We start from the raw sequence: 18,120 nt of genomic DNA, 5'->3' as shown, positions 1-18,120 counted from the left end.
GCTGGTTGATCATGCGCAGTCCTAAAACAGTGTGGCGGGGTCGACCTGGATGCGGACGGCCTGGGCGGCTTTGCGGGCGCTGCGCATCGCGGACGCCTCGTGCAACGCGTGCGCCAGTTCGGCCGCGCGCCCGCGCGCGACCCGCAACAGCATGCGTTCCTGGTCGTCCGGCGCCGGCACCGGTCCGAGCAGTTCGGTGCCCTCGGGCAGCCGCGCCGCAGCGAGCAGCTCGGCCACCGCAGCGGCCGACCCGGTGACGTCGGCCATCCGGGCGGCCGGCGGGAACCGCAGCTCACGCCGCTCGCCCAGCTCCCGCGCCGCGAACCAGCCCGCATCCCAGCGCAGCAACGCCTGCACCGACACCAGCGAACCGTCCGCCACCACGATCACCGATCCGTCCGGCCGCGCCAGCGCCGCGGCGTTGTACCACCGCCGCATCGCCTCCTCGCCGGCCCGCAGATCGGACCGGGTCAGCAGCGCCCAGGTGTCGAGCAGCAGCACCGCGCCATAGCCACCCTCGGCCACCGGCTCGGCGCCCGGCGTCGACACCACGACCGTCGCCTCGTCCGGCACCAGACCGAGCACCTCGTCGCGGCCGGAGGTTCGCACGGTCGCACCCGGGAACGCCCGCCCCAGCTCCTCGGCGGTGCGCCGCGCCCCGGTCACCGAGGCCCGCAACCGCCGCCCGCCACACGCCGGGCAGGCATATCCCGCCGACGCCCTCCCGCACCACCGGCAGGCCGGCACGTCCCGGGCGCCGGCCAGCTCCAACGGCCCGGAGCAGTGCGGGCACCGGGCCGGCGTGCGGCAGTCGGCGCAAGCGGTGGACGGCACATAACCCCGGCGCGGCACCTGCACCAGCACCGGCGCCCCGGCCTGCAGCGCTGATCGGGCCGCCTGCCACGCGAGGCTGGGCAGCCGCGCGGTGGCCGCACCCGGGTCGCGGGCCAGCTGCGGGTCGTCCCCGGTCGGCTGGATCCGCGGCATCCGCCGCCGCACCACGTCACGGTCGGCGACGATCTCCCGCGCCCACCCGGTCTCGAGCAGGAGCTGAGCCTCACCCGTGCGGGCGAACCCGCCCAGCAGCGCCGCGCACCCGGCGAGCTGAGCCCGGGTGAGCAGCACCTCGCGGGCATGCGGATAGGGCGCCCGCTGCTCGGCATAAAGATCGTCCCCGTCGTCCCAGATCACCACGAGCCCGAGCTCGGGCACCGGCGCGAACATCGCCGCCCGCGTCCCCACGACCACGGACACCTGATGCCGGCTGGCGGCGAGAAAGCGCCGGTAGCGTTCGGACGGCCCGGCCGCGGCGTTCAGCGCGACATGCCGCCCCGGCCCAAGGGTGACTTCGAGCGCCCGATCCACCCGTTCGAGGTCCCGCGCGTCCGCGACCAGCACGACGGCACCGCGCCCGGCCCGCACGACAGCCGCACAGGCCTCCGCGATCCGAGCCGGCCAGTTCTCTCCCGGCAACGCCGACCACACCCCGCGAGCCGCCCGCCCATCGGCAAGCGCCCGCAAGAACGACCCCCCGGCCGCATAGGCGCCCCACCCCTCGGGGTTGGTAGCGGCCTCCTCCACCCCGATCAGAGCAGGCGACTCCCCAGCTCGACCGTCGCCGGACGGTCCCGCGCTGACCCCGGCGCCCGGCACACCCCGCGCAGAACCAGCCTGAGCGGGCCGAGACCCACCCGATCCAGGTCCAACCTGCGCGGCACCAGACCCACCGTGCACAGGCCCACCCTGAGCGAGATCAGGCCCACCTTGCACGGGCTCGACCTGGACGGTCCCACCCTGGACGGAACCACCCGGCACAGACCCACCCGGCACAGACCCACCCGGCACAGACCCACCCGGCACGGAACCACCCGGCACAGACCCACCCGGCACAGACCCACCCGGGGCGGCATCAGGCTTCGCCAGTGCGGAACCAACCTGGGCGGGATCAGTGTCACCCTGCGCGGAACCGGAACCGTCCCGCACTTGATCAAGCCCGGCCCTGCCTGCCCCAGCCCCGCCCGCCCGGGCATTGCCGACTTCGGCTCGGGGTGCATCGACCATGCCTGCCTCGACCATGCCTGCCTCGACCATGCCTGCCTCGGCCCCGCCTGGTCCGGTCACGACCACCCGGGTCACGACCGTCGGCCGTAAGCCGACGGCCTCAGCCGGCACCGAACGAATCCCACGGCCATCGCCTCTGAGCTGCGCAGAACCGGACTCGCCAGAGACGGCAGCGGCCGGCCGCGGGCCGGGCTCGCCCATCACGGCCCCGCTCCGCGCCAAGTCCGACTCGGCGCCGCCACCCTCATCCGGCGGTAGGCCGGGCTCGCCCATCACGGCCCCGCTCCGCGCCAAGTCCGGCTCGGCGCCGCCACCCTCATCCGGCGGTGGGCCGGGCTCGCCCACCACGGCCCCGCTCCGCGCCAAGTCCGACTCGGCGCCGCCACCCTCATCCGGCGGTGGGCCGGGCTCGCCGGCCGGCTCCGAAACGGTCCCAGCCTCCGGCCCGCGCTGCGACTCGACGCGGGCGTGGCGAGGCGGGACAGCCAGGCGCAGGACGTCGCAGAGATTGCCCGCATAGCGATCGGCAATCGCCCGGGCCAGCCGCGCCACCTCCGGATCGAGCACCCGCTCGGCCGACACCACCTTGTCGAGGAACGCCAGCTTTCCCTCGTGCGGTGACGACTCGGCCCGCTCCAGCAGGAACCCGCCCACCAACTGCCCGGCGAAGCGCACCTTGACCCGCACCCCGGGCTGCGCCGCCACGTCGTCGGCCTCGGCCACCAGATAATCGAACGGACGATCCAGATGAGCCAGCGGCACATCCACGCAGACCCGCGCCACCGGCAGCCGTGCCGCCGCCGCCCGCTGAGCCCGCCCGTCCTTGGTCACGCGCTTATTCTTCGCGCCGGCTACGACAGTTTCCGGCCCGGCCACGATCGGCCCCGATGTGACGCCGCTGACAAAACCGGACCGGGCAGAACCAGAACCGGCCGAACCAGAACCGGCCGAACCAGAACCGGCCGAACCAGAACCGGCCGAACCAGAACCGGCCGAACCAGAACCGGCCGAACCACGACCGGCCGAACCACGACCGGCCGCATCGGGGACAGCGAAAAGGGGCGCCTCCACGGAAGCGCCCCTCTCGTCGGCTGAACTAGGCAGCGGCGTTCTTCAGGTCCTGCGCGCGGTCCGTGCTCTCCCAGAGCAGGTCCGGCAGCTCGCGGCCGAAGTGCCCGTAGGCCGCCGTCTGCTGGTAGATCGGGCGCATCAGGTCGAGGTCGCGGATGATCGCCGCGGGACGCAGGTCGAAGACGTCGTTGATCGCCTTCTCGATGCGCTCGACCGGCACGTTCTCGGTGCCGAAGGTCTCCACGAACAGGCTGACCGGGTGGGCCTTGCCGATCGCGTACGCGACCTGGGTCTCGCACCGCTCGGCGAGCCCGGCCGCGACCACGTTCTTGGCCACCCACCGCATCGCATAGGCGGCCGACCGGTCCACCTTGGACGGGTCCTTGCCGGAGAACGCGCCGCCACCGTGCCGGGCGTATCCGCCATAGGTGTCAACAATGATCTTGCGGCCGGTGAGGCCGGCGTCGCCCATCGGGCCGCCGATCTCGAAGCGTCCGGTCGGGTTGACGAGCAGGCGGTAGCCGTCGGTGTCGAGGCCGAGGCCCTCCAGCTCGGGGGCGATCACGTGCTCGCGGACGTCGGGCGTGAGCAGCGACTCGAGCGAGATGTCCGCGGCGTGCTGCGAGGACACGACGACCGTGTTGAGCCGCACGGGACGCAGTCCGTCGTACTCGATGGTGACCTGGGTCTTGCCGTCCGGCCGCAGGTACGGGATGGTGCCGTCCTTGCGGGTCGTGGAGAGCCGCCGGGCCAGGCGGTGCGCGAGCGCGATCGGCAGCGGCATCAGCTCGGGGGTCTCCGAGCAGGCGAAGCCGAACATCATGCCCTGGTCACCGGCGCCCTGGGCGTCGAGCACGTGCTCCGAGTTGCCCTCGCGCAGCTCGACGGCGCTGTCCACGCCCTGCGCGATGTCCGGCGACTGCGCGCCGATCGAGACGCTGACGCCGCAGCTCGCGCCGTCGAAGCCCTTCTTGGACGAGTCGTAGCCGATGCCAAGAATGGTTTCGCGCACGATGCTGGGAATGTCCGCATACGCCTGCGTGGTCACCTCGCCGGCGACGTGCACCTGGCCGGTGGTGATCAGCGTTTCGACCGCGACGCGGCTGCGCGGGTCCTGCGCCAGCAGTGCGTCGAGAATGCCGTCGCTGATCTGGTCAGCGATCTTGTCCGGGTGGCCTTCCGTGACCGACTCGGAGGTGAACAGGCGGCGTGCCACGGTGCTCCTCAGATTCGTCGACTAACTTGTTCCGCGGAAGTGTAGTCACCGCCGCGCGTCGGGTGTCATGCCGTCCCGCCGTCGACCAGCCGTTTCACGACCTCGTCCCAGACCGCGTCGGCGACCTCGTCCTTCGGCAGCTCACCGAGCTGCGTGCTCGCGCCGTCCGCGCCCAGGATGGTGACGGTGTTCGCGTCCGAGCCGAAGACCCGGTCGACACCCACTTCGTTAACGACGATCAGGTCCGCACGTTTCCGGGTCAGCTTGCCCTTCGCGTTGTGGATCGCGTCATGCGTCTCCGCGGCGAACGCCACCAGCACCTGACCTGCGCGCTTGCCCGCACCCAGCTCGGCGGCGATGTCCGGGTTGACGACCAGTTCCAGGGTCGGCACGGTCCCGTCGTCCGTTTTTTTGATCTTCTGTACGGCTGCCGTGGCGGGCCGGAAATCAGCGGGCGCCGCCGCCATCACCACCACGTCAGCACCCGCGGCGGCCTCCAGCGTGGCCTTGCGCAGCTCCTCCGTGGTGCCCACGCGAACAAGATCAACGCCCGCCGGATCGGGCAGTGTGACGTTCGCCGCGATCAGTGTGACGCGCGCCCCTCTGGCCACGGCGGTGCGCGCCAGCGCGTACCCCTGCTTGCCGGAAGATCGGTTTCCCAGAAAGCGCACCGGGTCGAGGGGCTCGCGCGTGCCGCCCGCGGTGACCACCACGTGCCGTCCGGCCAGGTCGGGCCCGCGCCCGGCGAGGGCGCGACGGGCGATCTCGAAGATCTCGGCCGGATCGGGCAGCCGGCCCTTGCCGGTGTCCGCGCCGGTCAGCCGGCCGACCGCGGGCTCGATCACCAGGTGGCCGCGGGCGCGCAGGGTGGCCACGTTGGTGCGGGTGGCGTCGTTCTCCCACATCTCGGTGTGCATGGCGGGCGCCCAGACGATCGGGCAGGTGGCCGTGAGCAGGGTGTTCGTCAGCAGGTCGTCGGCGATGCCGTGGGCCGCCTTGGCGATCAGGTCGGCGGTGGCGGGCGCGACCACGACCAGGTCGGCGTGCCGGCCGAGCCGCACGTGCGGCACCTCGTGGGCGTCGTCCCAGACCTCGGTGGTGACCGGCCGGCCGGAGAGCGCGGCCCAGGTGGGCGCGCCGATGAAGTGCAGGGCCGCCGCGGTGGGCACGACGCGCACGCCGTGGCCCGACTCGGTGAACAGCCGCAGCAGCTCACAGGCTTTGTACGCGGCGATGCCACCGGAAACGCCCAGTATCACCTCGGTCACAACTAACGCCCCCATAACAAACGGCCCCGCGTCCACAATGCGGGACGCGGGACCAGATTACTTGCGAAGATCAGGGGTTGTCGGTCGCCTCGGCGGTCAGCAGCCCGGCGTTGATCTCGCGCATCGCGATCGACAGCGGCTTTTCCTGCGGGGTGGTCTCGACCAGGGGCCCGACATACTCCAGCAGGCCCTCACCGAGCTGGCTGTAGTAAGCGTTGACCTGACGGGCGCGCTTGGCCGCGAAGATCACCAGCGAGTACTTCGACGAGGTCTTGTCGAGGAGCTCGTCGATCGGCGGGTTGGTGATTCCTTCGGGGTTTGCGATGGTTCCCACGAGTCAAAGATCCTTAATGTTCCGGCGCCTGTGCTGGGGTCAGGTAAGACGAACCGAGTAAGCCTACCAGCTCGTCTGCGGCGCGTTCGACGAAGTCGTTGACAACTGTCCGATCGAATTCCTTTTCCGCCGCCAATTCCTCGTCGGCGTGCGCGAGGCGGCGGCGGATGGTCTCCTCGTCGTCGGTGCCCCGGCCGACCAGGCGGCGCTTGAGTTCCTCGACGCTGGGCGGGGCCAGGAAGACGAGCTGCGCATCGGCCATGGTGGCGCGCACCTGACGGGCGCCCTGCAAATCGATCTTCAAAAGAACGGGCCGGCCCTGTGCGAGCCAGCCCTCAACCTGCGCGCGGGGCGTGCCGTACAGATTCCCCGCGAATTCCGCCCACTCGAGCAGTTGTCCCCCGTCGATCAAACGCTGGAACTCGGCCCGGCTGACGAAGTGGTAATGCTCTCCGTCGGTTTCGTAGTCACGTTTCTTTCGCGTCGTGACCGACACCGACAGCTTGATCCATGGCGAGCGCGCCCGGATCAGCTCGATCACGCTGTCCTTGCCGACCCCGGAGGGGCCGGACAGGACGGTGAGGCGTGCTGCCGGGCGCGCGTCGTCATCCATGCTCACGGCTCATTCCTACACGAGCCGACGAGTCAGTTCGCAGCGAACTCCCCCAGGAGGGCCTTACGCTGCTGCTCGCCCAGACCGCGCAGACGACGGCTGTCCGCGATCTTGAGCTTCTCCATGATCTGCGTGGCTCGGATCTTGCCGATGCCCGGCAGCGCCTGCAGCACGGCCGAGACCTTCAGCTTGCCGACGACGTCATCGCCTTCGGCCCGGTCCAGAACGGCGGCGAGGGTGGTCTTGCCAGACTTGAGCTGATCCTTCAGCTCGGCCCGGGCCTTGCGAATCTCCGCAGCCTTCTCCAGCGCTGCGGCACGCTGCTCGGGGGTCAGTGACGGGAGCGGCACCAGTTCTCCTCAGTGTCCCTATCGCGCTGGCAGTCAATACCGGCGCATCTGTGAAACGTGGTGTGCCAGGGAACCAAAGGGGCATGTGGTTCCTGGCGAGTCGGAAAACTAGCGGTCAATGGCCGTTTCGGCAACGTGGGGGTACCCCTCGATCACCTTGGCCCCGGCCTGGTAAGCAGGCCGTTTCACCCGAGCGCGGCGCGACAGGCATCGGCCGCACGCTGCGCGGCGGCCCGCAACGCGGTGATGTCCGGGCCTGCGGAGAGGACCTCGCGTGAGTACGAGGGCAGCACGTTTTGCAGACTTTCGCCGAAGATCGTCCGGAGCTGATCAGGGGTCCCACCCTGCGCCCCGAGGCCCGGCGCGAGCAGCGGACCGTTCAGCTTGGACATGTCGTGACCGGTGTCGCCAATGGTCGCGCCGACCACCAGGCCGAAGCTCCCTAGAGGATCCGCACCCGCGTTGAGCTGGGAAATCTCGTCGATCACGGTCTGCGCGACGGTGCGGCCGTCCGCTGTGACGGCATGCTGGACGACCGGTCCCTCCGGGTTGGACGTCAGCGCCAGGACGAAGACGCCGGCGCCGTGCGCGGCCGCGGCGTCGAACGCGGGGCGCAACGAGCCGACTCCGAGATAGGGACTGAGAGTAATCGCGTCGACACTCATCGGGCTCGATGGATCGAGGTAAGCGCTTGCGTACGCGGCCATCGTCGAACCGATGTCGCCGCGCTTCACGTCGAGGAGGTTGATCACTCCGGCTTCTCGTGACTGTCGGATAATTGACTCAAGAACGCCGATGCCACGTGACCCAAATCTCTCGAAAAACGCGGACTGCGGCTTGAACACGGCGACCTGATCAGACAGTGCTTCGACCACCGTGAAAGCAAAGCGCTCCAGGCCGGCGACGGTGTCCGGCAGGCCCCAGGAAGCCAGCAGGGAACTGTGCGGATCGATGCCGACACAGAGCGGCCCGCGCTCCGCGACGACCCCCCGCAGACGCGCGCCGAAGGTCTCCGTTGCCATCGTTTCTCCCTCTTGCTGTCAGGTCGCGGACACTGCCGCGGCGATGCCCCTGGTAATGCGGGCGACGTCGGCGTCGTCCGTGACGAAGGGCGGCATGGTGTAGATCAGGTCGCGGAACGGACGCAGCCACACGCCCGCGTCCACCGCCGCGGCGGTCGCCCCGGGCACGTCGACGTCGTGATCGAGCTGGACCACGCCGATCGCGCCGAGGACCCGGACGTCAGCGACCCCGGCCGCGCCTCTGAGAGGCTCCAGGCCGCGTCGGAGTGCCGTTTCGATGCGCTGTGTCGCGGATGCCCATTCGCCACCGATAAGCAGGCTTAGAGACGCGTTGGCGACCGCGCAGGCGAGCGGGTTGCCCATGAATGTCGGGCCGTGCGCCAGCCCGCCGCCCGGCCCGGCGGAGATCGCGTGGGCCACCGCCGGGGTGCAGAGCGTCGCGGCAAGCGACAGATAGCCGCCGGTGAGGGCCTTCCCGAGACACAAGATGTCCGGTGCCACCCCCGCCAGGTCAGAGGCAAACATCGATCCGGTACGCCCGAAGCCCGTCGCGATCTCGTCGAAAATCAGCAGAATGTCCCGCTCACGGGTGACGTCCCGCAGCACCCGCAGGTATGCCGGATGATGAAACCGCATCCCGCCGGCCCCCTGAACGACCGGTTCGACAATCACCGCGGCCAGCTCATCGGCATGCCGCTCGATGGTTTCGACCAGCTCCGCGGCATATGCCTCGTCAAAGTCGGCCGGCGGCGCCCCGGCGAAGACCTGCACGGGAAGCACCCCCGTCCACAGCGAATGCATGCCGCCGACCGGGTCGCAGACGCTCATCGGATGGAAGGTATCGCCGTGATAGCCGCCGCGCCAGGTGGCGAGCCGCCGCCGCCCGGGCCGCGCCTGCAGCGCCATCTTGATGGCGACCTCGACCCCGACCGACCCGGAGTCACAGAGAAAGACGTGCTCGAGCCCGTCCGGCGTGATGTCGACCAGCCGAGCGGCAAGCTCCACGGCCGGCGCGTGGGTGAGCCCTCCGAACATCACATGACTCATCCGAGACGCCTGATCGGCGAGGGCGGCATCGAGCACCGGATGCCGGTAGCCGTGGATGGCCGCCCACCAGGACGACATCCCGTCGACCAGCTCCCGGCCATCGGCCAGCCGAAGGCGCACCCCTTCGGCGCTCTCCACGACATAGGGCTCGGTGCGCCCCGGCATCGGCCCGTAGGGATGCCAGACATGAGCCCGATCAAGATCCAACAGCCGCCCGACATCGTGGATCGGGCCGGCCCCGAGGGCCGTCCCGCGAGCTTGCCCGGCGGCCGGGTCCGAGCCCGGCACACGAATCAAGGCCGGACCAGATGGTGCAGCCGGGCCGGAGGCCCCTGTCGGTCCGAAGGACGCGGTCGGACCAGAGGTCGAAGTCCGGCCAGAGTCCGAAGTCGGGCCAGGAGGCGACGCCGGACCTGAGGCTGAGGTCGGGCCAGGAACCGAAGCCGCGCCAGGAACCGAAGCCGCGCCAGGAGCCGACGCCGGGCCAGGCGGCGACGCCGGACCTGGGGCTGAGGTCGGGCCTGAGGCCGGGGTGGATGCTGTGCCGTTGGTGGCGGTTGGGGATGACGGGATTGCTTCGCTGCCCGGCACCGGGCCGGGGGCCGGGGTCGGGCGGGTGGTCATCGGCGTTCCTGCGCCGGGGCCGGGCTGTGTGCGCGGGCGATCTCTCGCACCAGGGCCGGTCCCCGGTAGACGAAGCCGGTGTAGAGCTGGACCAGGGACGCTCCCGCGTCGAACAGGCGGGCCGCGTCGTCCGCGTCCAGGATGCCGCCTACGCCGATGATCGGTAGCGCTCCCCCGGTCTCCTCGTGCACGAAGTGCACCACCTTGCGCGCCCGGTCGGTGAGCGGGCGCCCGGACAGGCCGCCGGCCTCGGATGCTCGCGGCTGGTCGGCCGCGGCCAGGCCATCGCGCGCCAGCGTGGTGTTCGTCGCGATCACGCCGGCCGCGCCGTAGGTGACGCAGACCTCGAGCAGCTCCGCGATGGCCGGTTCGGTCAGGTCGGGAGCGATCTTGACCAGTACCGGTGTCTTGCCGACCAGCGCACCCAGCAGCGAGCCGAGCGCGGTCTTGTCCTGCAGGGTGCGCAGGCCCGGCGTGTTCGGCGAGGAGACGTTGACGGCGATGTAGTCGGCATGGCCCTGCAGGAGGTTGTAGGAGGTCAGATAGTCCTCGACCGCCTCTTCCAGCGGGGTGATCTTGGACTTGCCCAGCGATACCCCGAGCGGATAGCCGAGGTCGCCGGCCGCCTCGAGCCGTGCGGCCAGCGCCGCCGCGCCCTCGTTGTTGAAGCCCATCCGGTTGATGATCGCTTCGCTCTCCCGCAGCCGGAACAGCCGCGGCCGATCGTTCCCCGGCTGCGCGTGCGCGGTCACCGTGCCGACCTCGGCGAAGCCGAACCCGAGCGACGGCCACGCCCGCAACGCCACACCGTTCTTGTCCATCCCGGCGGCCAGGCCGACCGGGTTGGGAAAGCGCACCCCGAAGACCTCGACCGGCTTGCTCACCGCATATCGCCGGCGCATCAACGCCAGCGGCTGCGACCCGAGCGCGGCCAACCGCCGCAACGTGAACTCATGCGCCGCCTCGGCATCGCCCCCGCCGACCCGGAACAGCACCGGCCGCAGAGCCCGCTCGAACGCACTCACGACAAAACCCCGACTACCCAGTCGCGAGAGAACTCGCGAGCCGGGAAAGCAGCACGAACCCCCGACCCGGCCGGGAACCCGGCGCCGGGCCGTGGGGCGGATTTGGGGGCGGGTTTGGTCACTCGGCGCTCCGCAGGACTGCGTGCAACTCCTGCAAGGGGCGGACCGTCAGGTCTCCGCGCATCAAGGCCTCGATGCCCATCACCGCGGCCGCCGCGCCGGGCACCGTCGTGATGCTCGGGATGTCCGCGGTCACCGCGGCCGAGCGCAACTCGTAGCCATCAGAGCGGGCGCTCGCGCCCGAGCCCTGCGGCGTGTTGATGATCAGCGCGATCTCGCCCGCGTGGATCAGGGCGATCGCGTTCTGACCGGGGCTCTCGAAGTGCTTCGGCACGATCTCGCACTCGATGCCGTGCCGGCGCAGGACCCCGCCTGTCCCGGCCGTTGTCACGATCGTGAAGCCCAGGTCGGCCAGCCGCTTGATCGGGAAGATCATGGAGCGCTTGTCGCGGTTGGCCACCGACACGAAGATCTTGCCGCTGGTCGGCAGCGAGCCGTAGGCCGCGGCTTGTGACTTGGCGAAGGCCTGGCCGAAGCCGGCGTCGATGCCCATCACCTCGCCGGTCGACTTCATCTCCGGGCCGAGCAGGCTGTCCACGCCCTGGCCGGCCGGCGTGCGGAACCGCTTGAACGGCAGCACCGCCTCCTTGATCGCGATCGGCGCCGCCTCGGGGGTGGAGCCGCCGTCCCGCGACGCGAACAGCAGGCCCTCGGCGCGCAGCTCCTTGATCGTCGCGCCGAGCATGATCCGGGCGGCCGCCTTCGCCAGCGGCACGGCGGTCGCCTTCGAAACGAACGGGACCGTGCGCGAGGCGCGCGGATTCGCCTCCAGCACGTAGAGGTCGTCGTCCTTGAGGGCGTACTGCACGTTGAGCAGGCCGCGCACGCCGACCCCGCGGGCGATCGCCTCGGTGTATCGGCGCACCTCGGCCAGGTGCGAGCCGGCCAGCGTCACCGGCGGCAGCGAGCAGGACGAGTCGCCGGAGTGGATGCCGGCCTCCTCGATGTGCTCCATCACGCCGCCGAGATAGACCTCGCCGGTGGCGTCGCAGAGCGCGTCGACGTCGATCTCGATCGCGTCGTCCAGGAACCGGTCGACCAGCACCGGATGGTTCGGCGAGATCTCGGTGGCCCGGTCGATGTACGCGTTCAACGTCGGCTCGTCATAGACGATCTCCATGCCCCGCCCGCCGAGCACATAAGACGGCCGGACCAGCACCGGGTAACCGATCTCGTCCGCGATCGCCTTGGCCTCCTCGAAGGACGTGGCGGTGCCGTGGTCGGGCGAGCGCAGCCCGGCCTTGGCCAGCACGGCGCCGAACATGCCGCGGTCCTCGGCCAGGTCGATGGACTCCGGGGAGGTGCCGACGATCGGGATGCCGGCCGCCTTGAGCCGCCGCGCGAGCCCGAGCGGGGTCTGCCCGCCGAGCTGCACGATCACGCCGATCACGCCGGGCCCGCCGGCCGCCTTGCCGGAGGTGTCCTCGGCGTGGAAGACCTCGAGCACGTCCTCGAAGGTCAGCGGCTCGAAGTAGAGCCGGTCGGCGGTGTCGTAGTCGGTGGACACCGTCTCCGGGTTGCAGTTGACCATGACGGTTTCGAAATCGGCCGCACGCAGCGCCATCACCGCGTGCACGCACGAGTAGTCGAACTCGATGCCCTGCCCGATCCGGTTCGGCCCGGACCCGAGGATCATCACCTTGGGCCGGTCCGACGGCGCGACCTCGGTCTCCTCGTCGTACGTCGAGTAGTGGTAGGGCGTGTTCGCCTCGAACTCGGCCGCGCACGTGTCGACGGTCTTGTAGACCGGCCGCACCCCGAGCCGATGCCGCAGCGACCGCACCCCGTCCTCGCCCGCGAACTCCGGCCGCAGCGCCGCGAGCTGCCGGTCGGAGAGCCCGGCTCGCTTGGCCCGACGCAACAGCGCCTCATCGAGCACCGGAGCGTCCAAAATGTCCGTCCGGAGCGACACCAGCGCCGCGATCTCGTCCAGGAACCACGGGTCGATGCCCCCGGAGGCGGAATGAACCTGTTCGACGGAGGCGCCCAGCCGCAACGCGGCCTCGACGGTGTAGAGACGCCCGTCGTGCGGAATGCGCAAAGCGGCCAAGGCGTCGTCGACAGAATCAAAGGTGGGCGACGTCCAGAACCCCGACGCCGACGTCTCCATCGACCGCATCGCCTTGTTCAGCGCCTCGGCGAAGTTGCGTCCGAGAGACATCGCCTCCCCTACCGACTTCATCGTCGTGGTGAGCTCGGCATCCGCACCGGGGAACTTCTCGAACGCGAACCGCGGGATCTTCACCACCACGTAGTCGAGCGCCGGCTCGAACGCGGCCGGCGTCTTCAGGGTGATGTCGTTGGGGATCTCGTCCAGCGTGTAGCCGATGGCCAGCTTCGCGGCGATCTTCGCGATCGGGAAGCCGGTCGCCTTGGAGGCCAGCGCCGACGACCGCGAGACCCGCGGGTTCATCTCGATGACGACCAGCCGCCCGTCGGCGGGGTTGATCGCGAACTGGATGTTGCAGCCGCCGGTGTCCACGCCGACCTCGCGCAGCACCGCGATGCCCAGGTCGCGCAGGTCCTGATATTCGCGGTCGGTGAGCGTCATGGCCGGCGCGACGGTGACGCTGTCGCCGGTGTGCACGCCCATCGGGTCGATGTTCTCGATCGAGCAGACCACCACGACGTTGTCGTGCTGGTCGCGCATCAGCTCGAGCTCGTACTCCTTCCAGCCGAGCACGCTCTCCTCGATCAGCACCTCGTGCACCGGTGAGGCCGCCAGGCCGGCGCCGGCGATCCGCGAGAGATCGGCGGAGTTGTGCGCCATTCCCGAGCCGAGGCCGCCCATGGTGAACGAGGGCCGGATGACGACGGGGAGGCCGAGGTCCTCGACGGTGGAAAGGACCTCTTCCATGGTGTGGCAGACCCGGGAGCGGGGCGTCTGGCCACCGGCGCGCGCGACGATCTCCTTGAACAGCTGGCGGTCCTCGCCGCGCCGGATCGCGTCGATGTTCGCGCCGATCAGCTCGACGCCGTATTTCTCCAGCACGCCGTTCTCATGCAGGGCGACCGCCGTGTTCAGCGCTGTCTGCCCGCCCAGCGTGGGCAGGATCGCGTCCGGCCGCTCACGGGCGATGACCAGCTCGACGAACTCCGGCGTGATCGGCTCGACATAGGTCGCGTCGGCGAACTCCGGGTCCGTCATGATCGTCGCGGGGTTGGAGTTGACCAGCGAGACCCGCAGGCCCTCGGCGCGCAGCACCCGGCAGGCCTGGGTGCCGGAGTAGTCGAACTCGCAGGCCTGCCCGATCACGATCGGCCCCGAGCCGATCACCATCACGTGCTGAAGATCAGTCCGCTTCGGCATCAGGCCTGCTTCCCTTCGCTGTGCTGCCCCTCGGCGGCCTGGCGGCCGTCGACGAGCTCCACGAAGCGATCGAACAGGTAGTCCGCGTCATGCGGGCCGGCCGCCGCTTCGGGGTGGTACTGGACAGTGAATGCGGGCACGTCGCGCGCCCGCAGCCCCTCGACCACGTCGTCGTTGAGGCACACATGGCTGACCTCGACGCCGCCGAAGTCGGTGTCGATCACCGTGTTGAGCGGCGCGTCCACGGCGAACCCGTGGTTGTGGCTGGTCACCTCGACCTTGCCGGTGGTCTTGTCGAGCACCGGCTGGTTGATGCCGCGGTGGCCGTAGCCCAGCTTGTAGGTTCCGAAGCCGAGCGCCCGGCCGAGGATCTGGCTGCCGAAGCAGATGCCGAACAGCGGCACCCGGCGGTTCATCACCGCGCGCGCCAGCGCGACCGGATGGTCGGCGGTGGCCGGGTCACCCGGGCCGGGCGAGAAGAACACCGCGTCCGGGCTCACCGCCAGCAGGTCCTCGATCGAGGAGGCGGCCGGGAAGATGTGCGTGGTGACGCCGCGCGCGGCGAGCCGCCGGGCGACGTTGCGCTTGATCCCGAGGTCGAGGGCCGCCACCGTGTAGCGGTGCTCGCCGATCGCGTCCACCGAGTAGACCGCGGGGGTGCTGACCTCGGCGGACAGGTCGGCGCCGACCATCTGGGGCTGAGCCTGGACGCGCTCGAGCAGCGAACGCGGATCGAGGTCGACCGAGGAGACGCCGACCCGCATCGCGCCGCGCGAGCGCAGGTGCCGGGTCAGCGCCCGGGTGTCGATGCCGCTGATGCCCACCACGCCCTCGGCGATCAGCCGGTCGTCCAGCGAGCCGGTCGCCCGCCAGCTGGAGGGCCGGCGGGCCGGGTCGCGCACCACGTAACCGGCCACCCAGATCTTCGAGGACTCGTCGTCCTCGAGGTTGACTCCGGTGTTGCCGATCTGCGGCGCGGTCTGCACCACGACCTGCCGGTGGTAGGACGGGTCGGTCAGCGTCTCCTGATAACCGGTCATGCTGGTGTTGAACACGGCCTCGCCGAACGTCTCGCCCACCGCGCCATAGGCGGTGCCGGTGAACGTGCGCCCGTCCTCGAGCACCAGAATCGCCGCGGTCACTTGGTGGCCTTTCCGTCGAGGACCGTCGGCTCGCCCCGCAGGAAGGTCGCGACGATGCGGCCCGGCAGGGTGGTGCCCGCATACGGGGTGTTGCGGCTGCGAGAGGTCAGCGCACCCGGGTCGACGACGCGGCGGGCAGCCGGGTCGACCAGGGTGAACGATGCCGGTCCGCCGACCCGCAGCGAGCCGTGCGCGGAGAGACCGGCGATGCGGGCGGGCGCGGTCGACATGCGGTCGGCGATCAGCTCCCACTGCTCACCGAGGACCGAGAGCACCACCGGCAGCGCGGTCTCGAGACCGACCATGCCAGGTCGTGCGTAGGCCCACTCGCACTCCTTGTCCTCCACCGCGTGCGGGGCGTGGTCGGTGGCGACGACGTCGATCACGCCCTCGACCAGGGCGGCCCGCAGAGCGGCGACGTCGGCGGCGGTGCGCAGCGGCGGGTTGACCTTGAAGACCGGGTCGTAACTGGCGGCCAGCTCGTCGGTGAGGAGCAGGTGGTGCGGCGTGACCTCGGCGGTCACCCGTACCCCCCTCGCCTTTGCCTGGCGCAGGACCTCGACGGACCCGGCGGTGGAGACGTGGCAGACGTGCAACCGGCTGCCCACGTGCTCCGCCAGGAGCACGTCGCGGGCGATGATCGCCTCCTCGGCGACCGCGGGCCAGCCGGTCAGGCCGAGCCGCGTGGACACCTCGCCCTCGTGCATCTGGGCGCCCTCGGTGAGCCGCGGCTCCTCGGCGTGCTGGGCGATGATGCCGTCGAACGCCTTCACGTATTCCAGCGCGCGGCGCATCAGCCGCGGGTCGGCGACGCAGCTGCCGTCGTCGGAGAAGATCCGCACGTTCGCCGCGGAGGTGGCCATCGCGCCGAGCTCGGCGAGCTGCTTGCCGGCCAGCCCGACGGTGACCGCGCCGATCGGCTGCACGTCGACCAGGCCGGCCTCGCGACCGAGCCGCCAGACCTGCTCGACCACGCCGGCGGTGTCGGCGACCGGCGACGTGTTGGCCATCGCGCAGACCGCCGTGTAACCGCCCATCGCCGCGGCACGCGAGCCGGTCTCCACGGTCTCGGCGTCCTCGCGGCCGGGTTCGCGCAGGTGGGTGTGCAGATCGACCAGGCCGGGCAGCACTACCAGACCGGCCGCGTCGATGACCTCGGCGCCCGATGCGGGAGCGTCGACGAGAATCCCGTCCTTGACGAAAAGATCCGTCGGCGCGGCGCCCAGCACGGACGCCCCCTTGATCACGTAGGACGAGGTCACGCTTTTCCTCCCAGCAGCAGGTACAGAACAGCCATCCGAGCACTGACGCCGTTGGCGACCTGCTCGACGATCGTGGAACGGGACGAGTCGGCCACCTCCGGCGCGATCTCCATGCCCCGGTTCATCGGACCGGGGTGCATGACGATCGCGTGCTCGGGCAGCTTTCGCATGCGCGGCATGTCGAGTCCGTAGCGGCGGCTGTATTCCCGGGCCGAGGGGAAGTAGGAATCCTGCATCCGCTCGGTCTGGACCCGCAGCATCATCACGACATCCGAGTCGGGCAGGACGCTATCGAGGTCGTACGACACTTTCGTCCTCGGCGAGAGCGCCGCGGCCACGTCGTTCGGGATCAGCGTCGGCGGCCCGACCACCGTGACCTCGGCGCCGAGTGTGGTGAGCAGCAGCACATTGGACCGTGCCACCCGGCTGTGCAGGACGTCCCCGACGATCGCCACCTTCAGCCCGTCGATCTTCCCCAGCCGGGACCGCATCGTGTACGCGTCCAGCAGCGCCTGCGTCGGGTGCTCGTGGGTGCCGTCGCCGGCGTTGATCACCGAGCCGTCCACCCAGCTCGACAGCCGGTGCGGCGCGCCGGATGCCGGGTGCCGGATGACCACCGCGTCGGCGCCCATCGCCTGCAGGGTCAGCGCGGTGTCCTTGAGGCTCTCGCCCTTGGAGACACTGGATCCCTTGGCGGAGAAGTTGATCACGTCGGCGGACAGCCGCTTGGCCGCCGCCTCGAACGAGATGCGGGTGCGCGTGGAGTCCTCGTAGAAGAGGTTGACCACGGTGCGGCCGCGCAGTGTCGGCAGCTTCTTGACCTCGCGGCCGGCCAGCGCGGCCATCTCGCCGGCGGTGTCCAGGATCAATGTGGCGGTGTCGGCGTCAAGGTCCGACGCGGAGCGCAGATGCCTGATCATCGGGGACCTCCGGTGAGCTTGACCTCGTCCACGCCGTCGTCCGTCTCGGCGAGCGAGACCCGGACGCTTTCCTCCAGCGCGGTCGGGATGTTCTTGCCGACATAGTCGGCGCGGATCGGCAGCTCGCGGTGGCCACGGTCGACCAGCACGGCGAGCTGCACGGAGCTGGGCCGGCCGACGTCCGAGATGGCGTCGAGCGCGGCCCGGACGGTGCGTCCGGAGAAGAGGACGTCGTCGACCAGGATCACCCGGCGGCCGTCGATGCCGTCGCCCGGGAGCTCGGTCTTGCCGAGCGCGCGGGTGGCGTGCAGCCGCAGATCGTCGCGGTAGAGCGTGATGTCGAGGGCGCCGACCGGGATGTCGATGCCCTCGAACGCGTGGATGCGCTGCGCCAGCCGATGGGCGAGCGGGACACCGCGGGTGGGGATGCCGAGAAGGACGGTGCCGGCGCCGCCGGACGTCTTCTCCAGAATCTGATGGGCCATGCGATCGACGACTCGCTGCAAGTCGGACGCGGACAAAATGGTCTTGGCCGTCTGGGCATGCACGGATGCCACAGGACCTCCTTCCCTGCCTCACTGGACAGGTCGTTAAAGGACGTCGGATGCCTGCTCACCCCGATGATCGCCGGCTTGCAGGCTGACGCTACGTTACCAGTGCAGCGAGCGCCGATCAGCGTGACGTGGCTGACGTGGAAAGTGGGCAACTTTCACGGGAGTCACACGACACATCGGC

Annotated in this window: 14 protein-coding genes and 1 pseudogene; all 15 read right to left on the bottom strand. The window is 70.4% G+C overall.

Features of this window, described 5'->3' with window-relative positions; genetic code table 11:
• Positions 1-21: 21 nt before the first annotated feature.
• The 15 genes and pseudogenes from ACZ6TI_RS38375 to pyrR all read right to left on the bottom strand — a co-directional run bounded on the left by ACZ6TI_RS38375 (position 22) and on the right by pyrR (position 17,942).
• Positions 22-1,923, bottom strand: coding sequence for a primosome assembly protein PriA (locus ACZ6TI_RS38375; protein ID WP_465350274.1), 1,902 nt, complete (start codon positions 1,921-1,923; stop codon positions 22-24).
• Between the two features lie 504 nt (positions 1,924-2,427).
• Positions 2,428-2,829 (bottom strand): annotated as a pseudogene (locus ACZ6TI_RS38370) (primosomal protein N' family DNA-binding protein); the annotation flags it as partial.
• Between the two features lie 328 nt (positions 2,830-3,157).
• Positions 3,158-4,348 (bottom strand): methionine adenosyltransferase, encoded by a 1,191-nt coding sequence (gene metK, locus ACZ6TI_RS38365; RefSeq protein WP_465350157.1) that lies wholly within the window; start codon positions 4,346-4,348, stop codon positions 3,158-3,160.
• A gap of 65 nt (positions 4,349-4,413) precedes the next feature.
• Positions 4,414-5,616 carry a bifunctional phosphopantothenoylcysteine decarboxylase/phosphopantothenate--cysteine ligase CoaBC gene (gene coaBC, locus ACZ6TI_RS38360; protein WP_465350156.1) on the bottom strand — a complete coding sequence of 401 codons (1,203 nt, stop codon included), beginning with the start codon at positions 5,614-5,616 and terminating at the stop codon, positions 4,414-4,416.
• A gap of 70 nt (positions 5,617-5,686) precedes the next feature.
• Positions 5,687-5,950: a DNA-directed RNA polymerase subunit omega gene (gene rpoZ / locus ACZ6TI_RS38355; RefSeq protein WP_015623990.1), complete on the bottom strand. Its 264-nt coding sequence runs from the start codon at positions 5,948-5,950 to the stop codon at positions 5,687-5,689.
• Positions 5,951-5,963: 13 nt separating this feature from the next.
• The gene (gene gmk, locus ACZ6TI_RS38350) at positions 5,964-6,563 is read right to left on the bottom strand and encodes a guanylate kinase (protein WP_465350155.1); all 600 of its coding nucleotides are present in this window, start codon (positions 6,561-6,563) and stop codon (positions 5,964-5,966) included.
• 32 nt (positions 6,564-6,595) lie between these two features.
• Complete coding sequence (gene mihF / locus ACZ6TI_RS38345; RefSeq protein ID WP_285684834.1) at positions 6,596-6,913, bottom strand: integration host factor, actinobacterial type; 318 nt, start codon at positions 6,911-6,913, stop codon at positions 6,596-6,598.
• A gap of 185 nt (positions 6,914-7,098) precedes the next feature.
• Positions 7,099-7,935, bottom strand: coding sequence for an orotidine-5'-phosphate decarboxylase (gene pyrF / locus ACZ6TI_RS38340; protein ID WP_465350154.1), 837 nt, complete (start codon positions 7,933-7,935; stop codon positions 7,099-7,101).
• 18 nt (positions 7,936-7,953) lie between these two features.
• The gene (locus tag ACZ6TI_RS38335; protein WP_465350273.1) at positions 7,954-9,192 is read right to left on the bottom strand and encodes an adenosylmethionine--8-amino-7-oxononanoate transaminase; all 1,239 of its coding nucleotides are present in this window, start codon (positions 9,190-9,192) and stop codon (positions 7,954-7,956) included.
• 410 nt (positions 9,193-9,602) lie between these two features.
• Entirely contained in the window at positions 9,603-10,631 is a 1,029-nt protein-coding gene (locus ACZ6TI_RS38330; protein ID WP_465350153.1) for a quinone-dependent dihydroorotate dehydrogenase, read from the bottom strand.
• Between the two features lie 118 nt (positions 10,632-10,749).
• Positions 10,750-14,061 carry a carbamoyl-phosphate synthase large subunit gene (gene carB, locus ACZ6TI_RS38325; RefSeq protein ID WP_465350152.1) on the bottom strand — a complete coding sequence of 1,104 codons (3,312 nt, stop codon included), beginning with the start codon at positions 14,059-14,061 and terminating at the stop codon, positions 10,750-10,752.
• Positions 14,061-15,203 carry a glutamine-hydrolyzing carbamoyl-phosphate synthase small subunit gene (carA, locus tag ACZ6TI_RS38320; RefSeq protein ID WP_465350151.1) on the bottom strand — a complete coding sequence of 381 codons (1,143 nt, stop codon included), beginning with the start codon at positions 15,201-15,203 and terminating at the stop codon, positions 14,061-14,063. Before carA ends, carB begins: the two co-directional genes overlap by 1 nt.
• Positions 15,200-16,465: a dihydroorotase gene (locus ACZ6TI_RS38315; protein WP_465350150.1), complete on the bottom strand. Its 1,266-nt coding sequence runs from the start codon at positions 16,463-16,465 to the stop codon at positions 15,200-15,202. Before ACZ6TI_RS38315 ends, carA begins: the two co-directional genes overlap by 4 nt.
• Positions 16,462-17,385: an aspartate carbamoyltransferase catalytic subunit gene (locus ACZ6TI_RS38310; RefSeq protein WP_465350149.1), complete on the bottom strand. Its 924-nt coding sequence runs from the start codon at positions 17,383-17,385 to the stop codon at positions 16,462-16,464. The genes ACZ6TI_RS38315 and ACZ6TI_RS38310 overlap by 4 nt, the downstream gene beginning before the upstream one ends.
• Positions 17,382-17,942 carry a bifunctional pyr operon transcriptional regulator/uracil phosphoribosyltransferase PyrR gene (pyrR, locus tag ACZ6TI_RS38305; RefSeq protein WP_465350148.1) on the bottom strand — a complete coding sequence of 187 codons (561 nt, stop codon included), beginning with the start codon at positions 17,940-17,942 and terminating at the stop codon, positions 17,382-17,384. The genes ACZ6TI_RS38310 and pyrR overlap by 4 nt, the downstream gene beginning before the upstream one ends.
• Positions 17,943-18,120: the final 178 nt, after the last annotated feature.

The organism is Actinoplanes sp. NPDC051388, from assembly GCF_055586225.1.
Note: the sequence above shows the minus strand (reverse complement) of the source record. Positions and strands in the feature narration are given on the sequence as shown.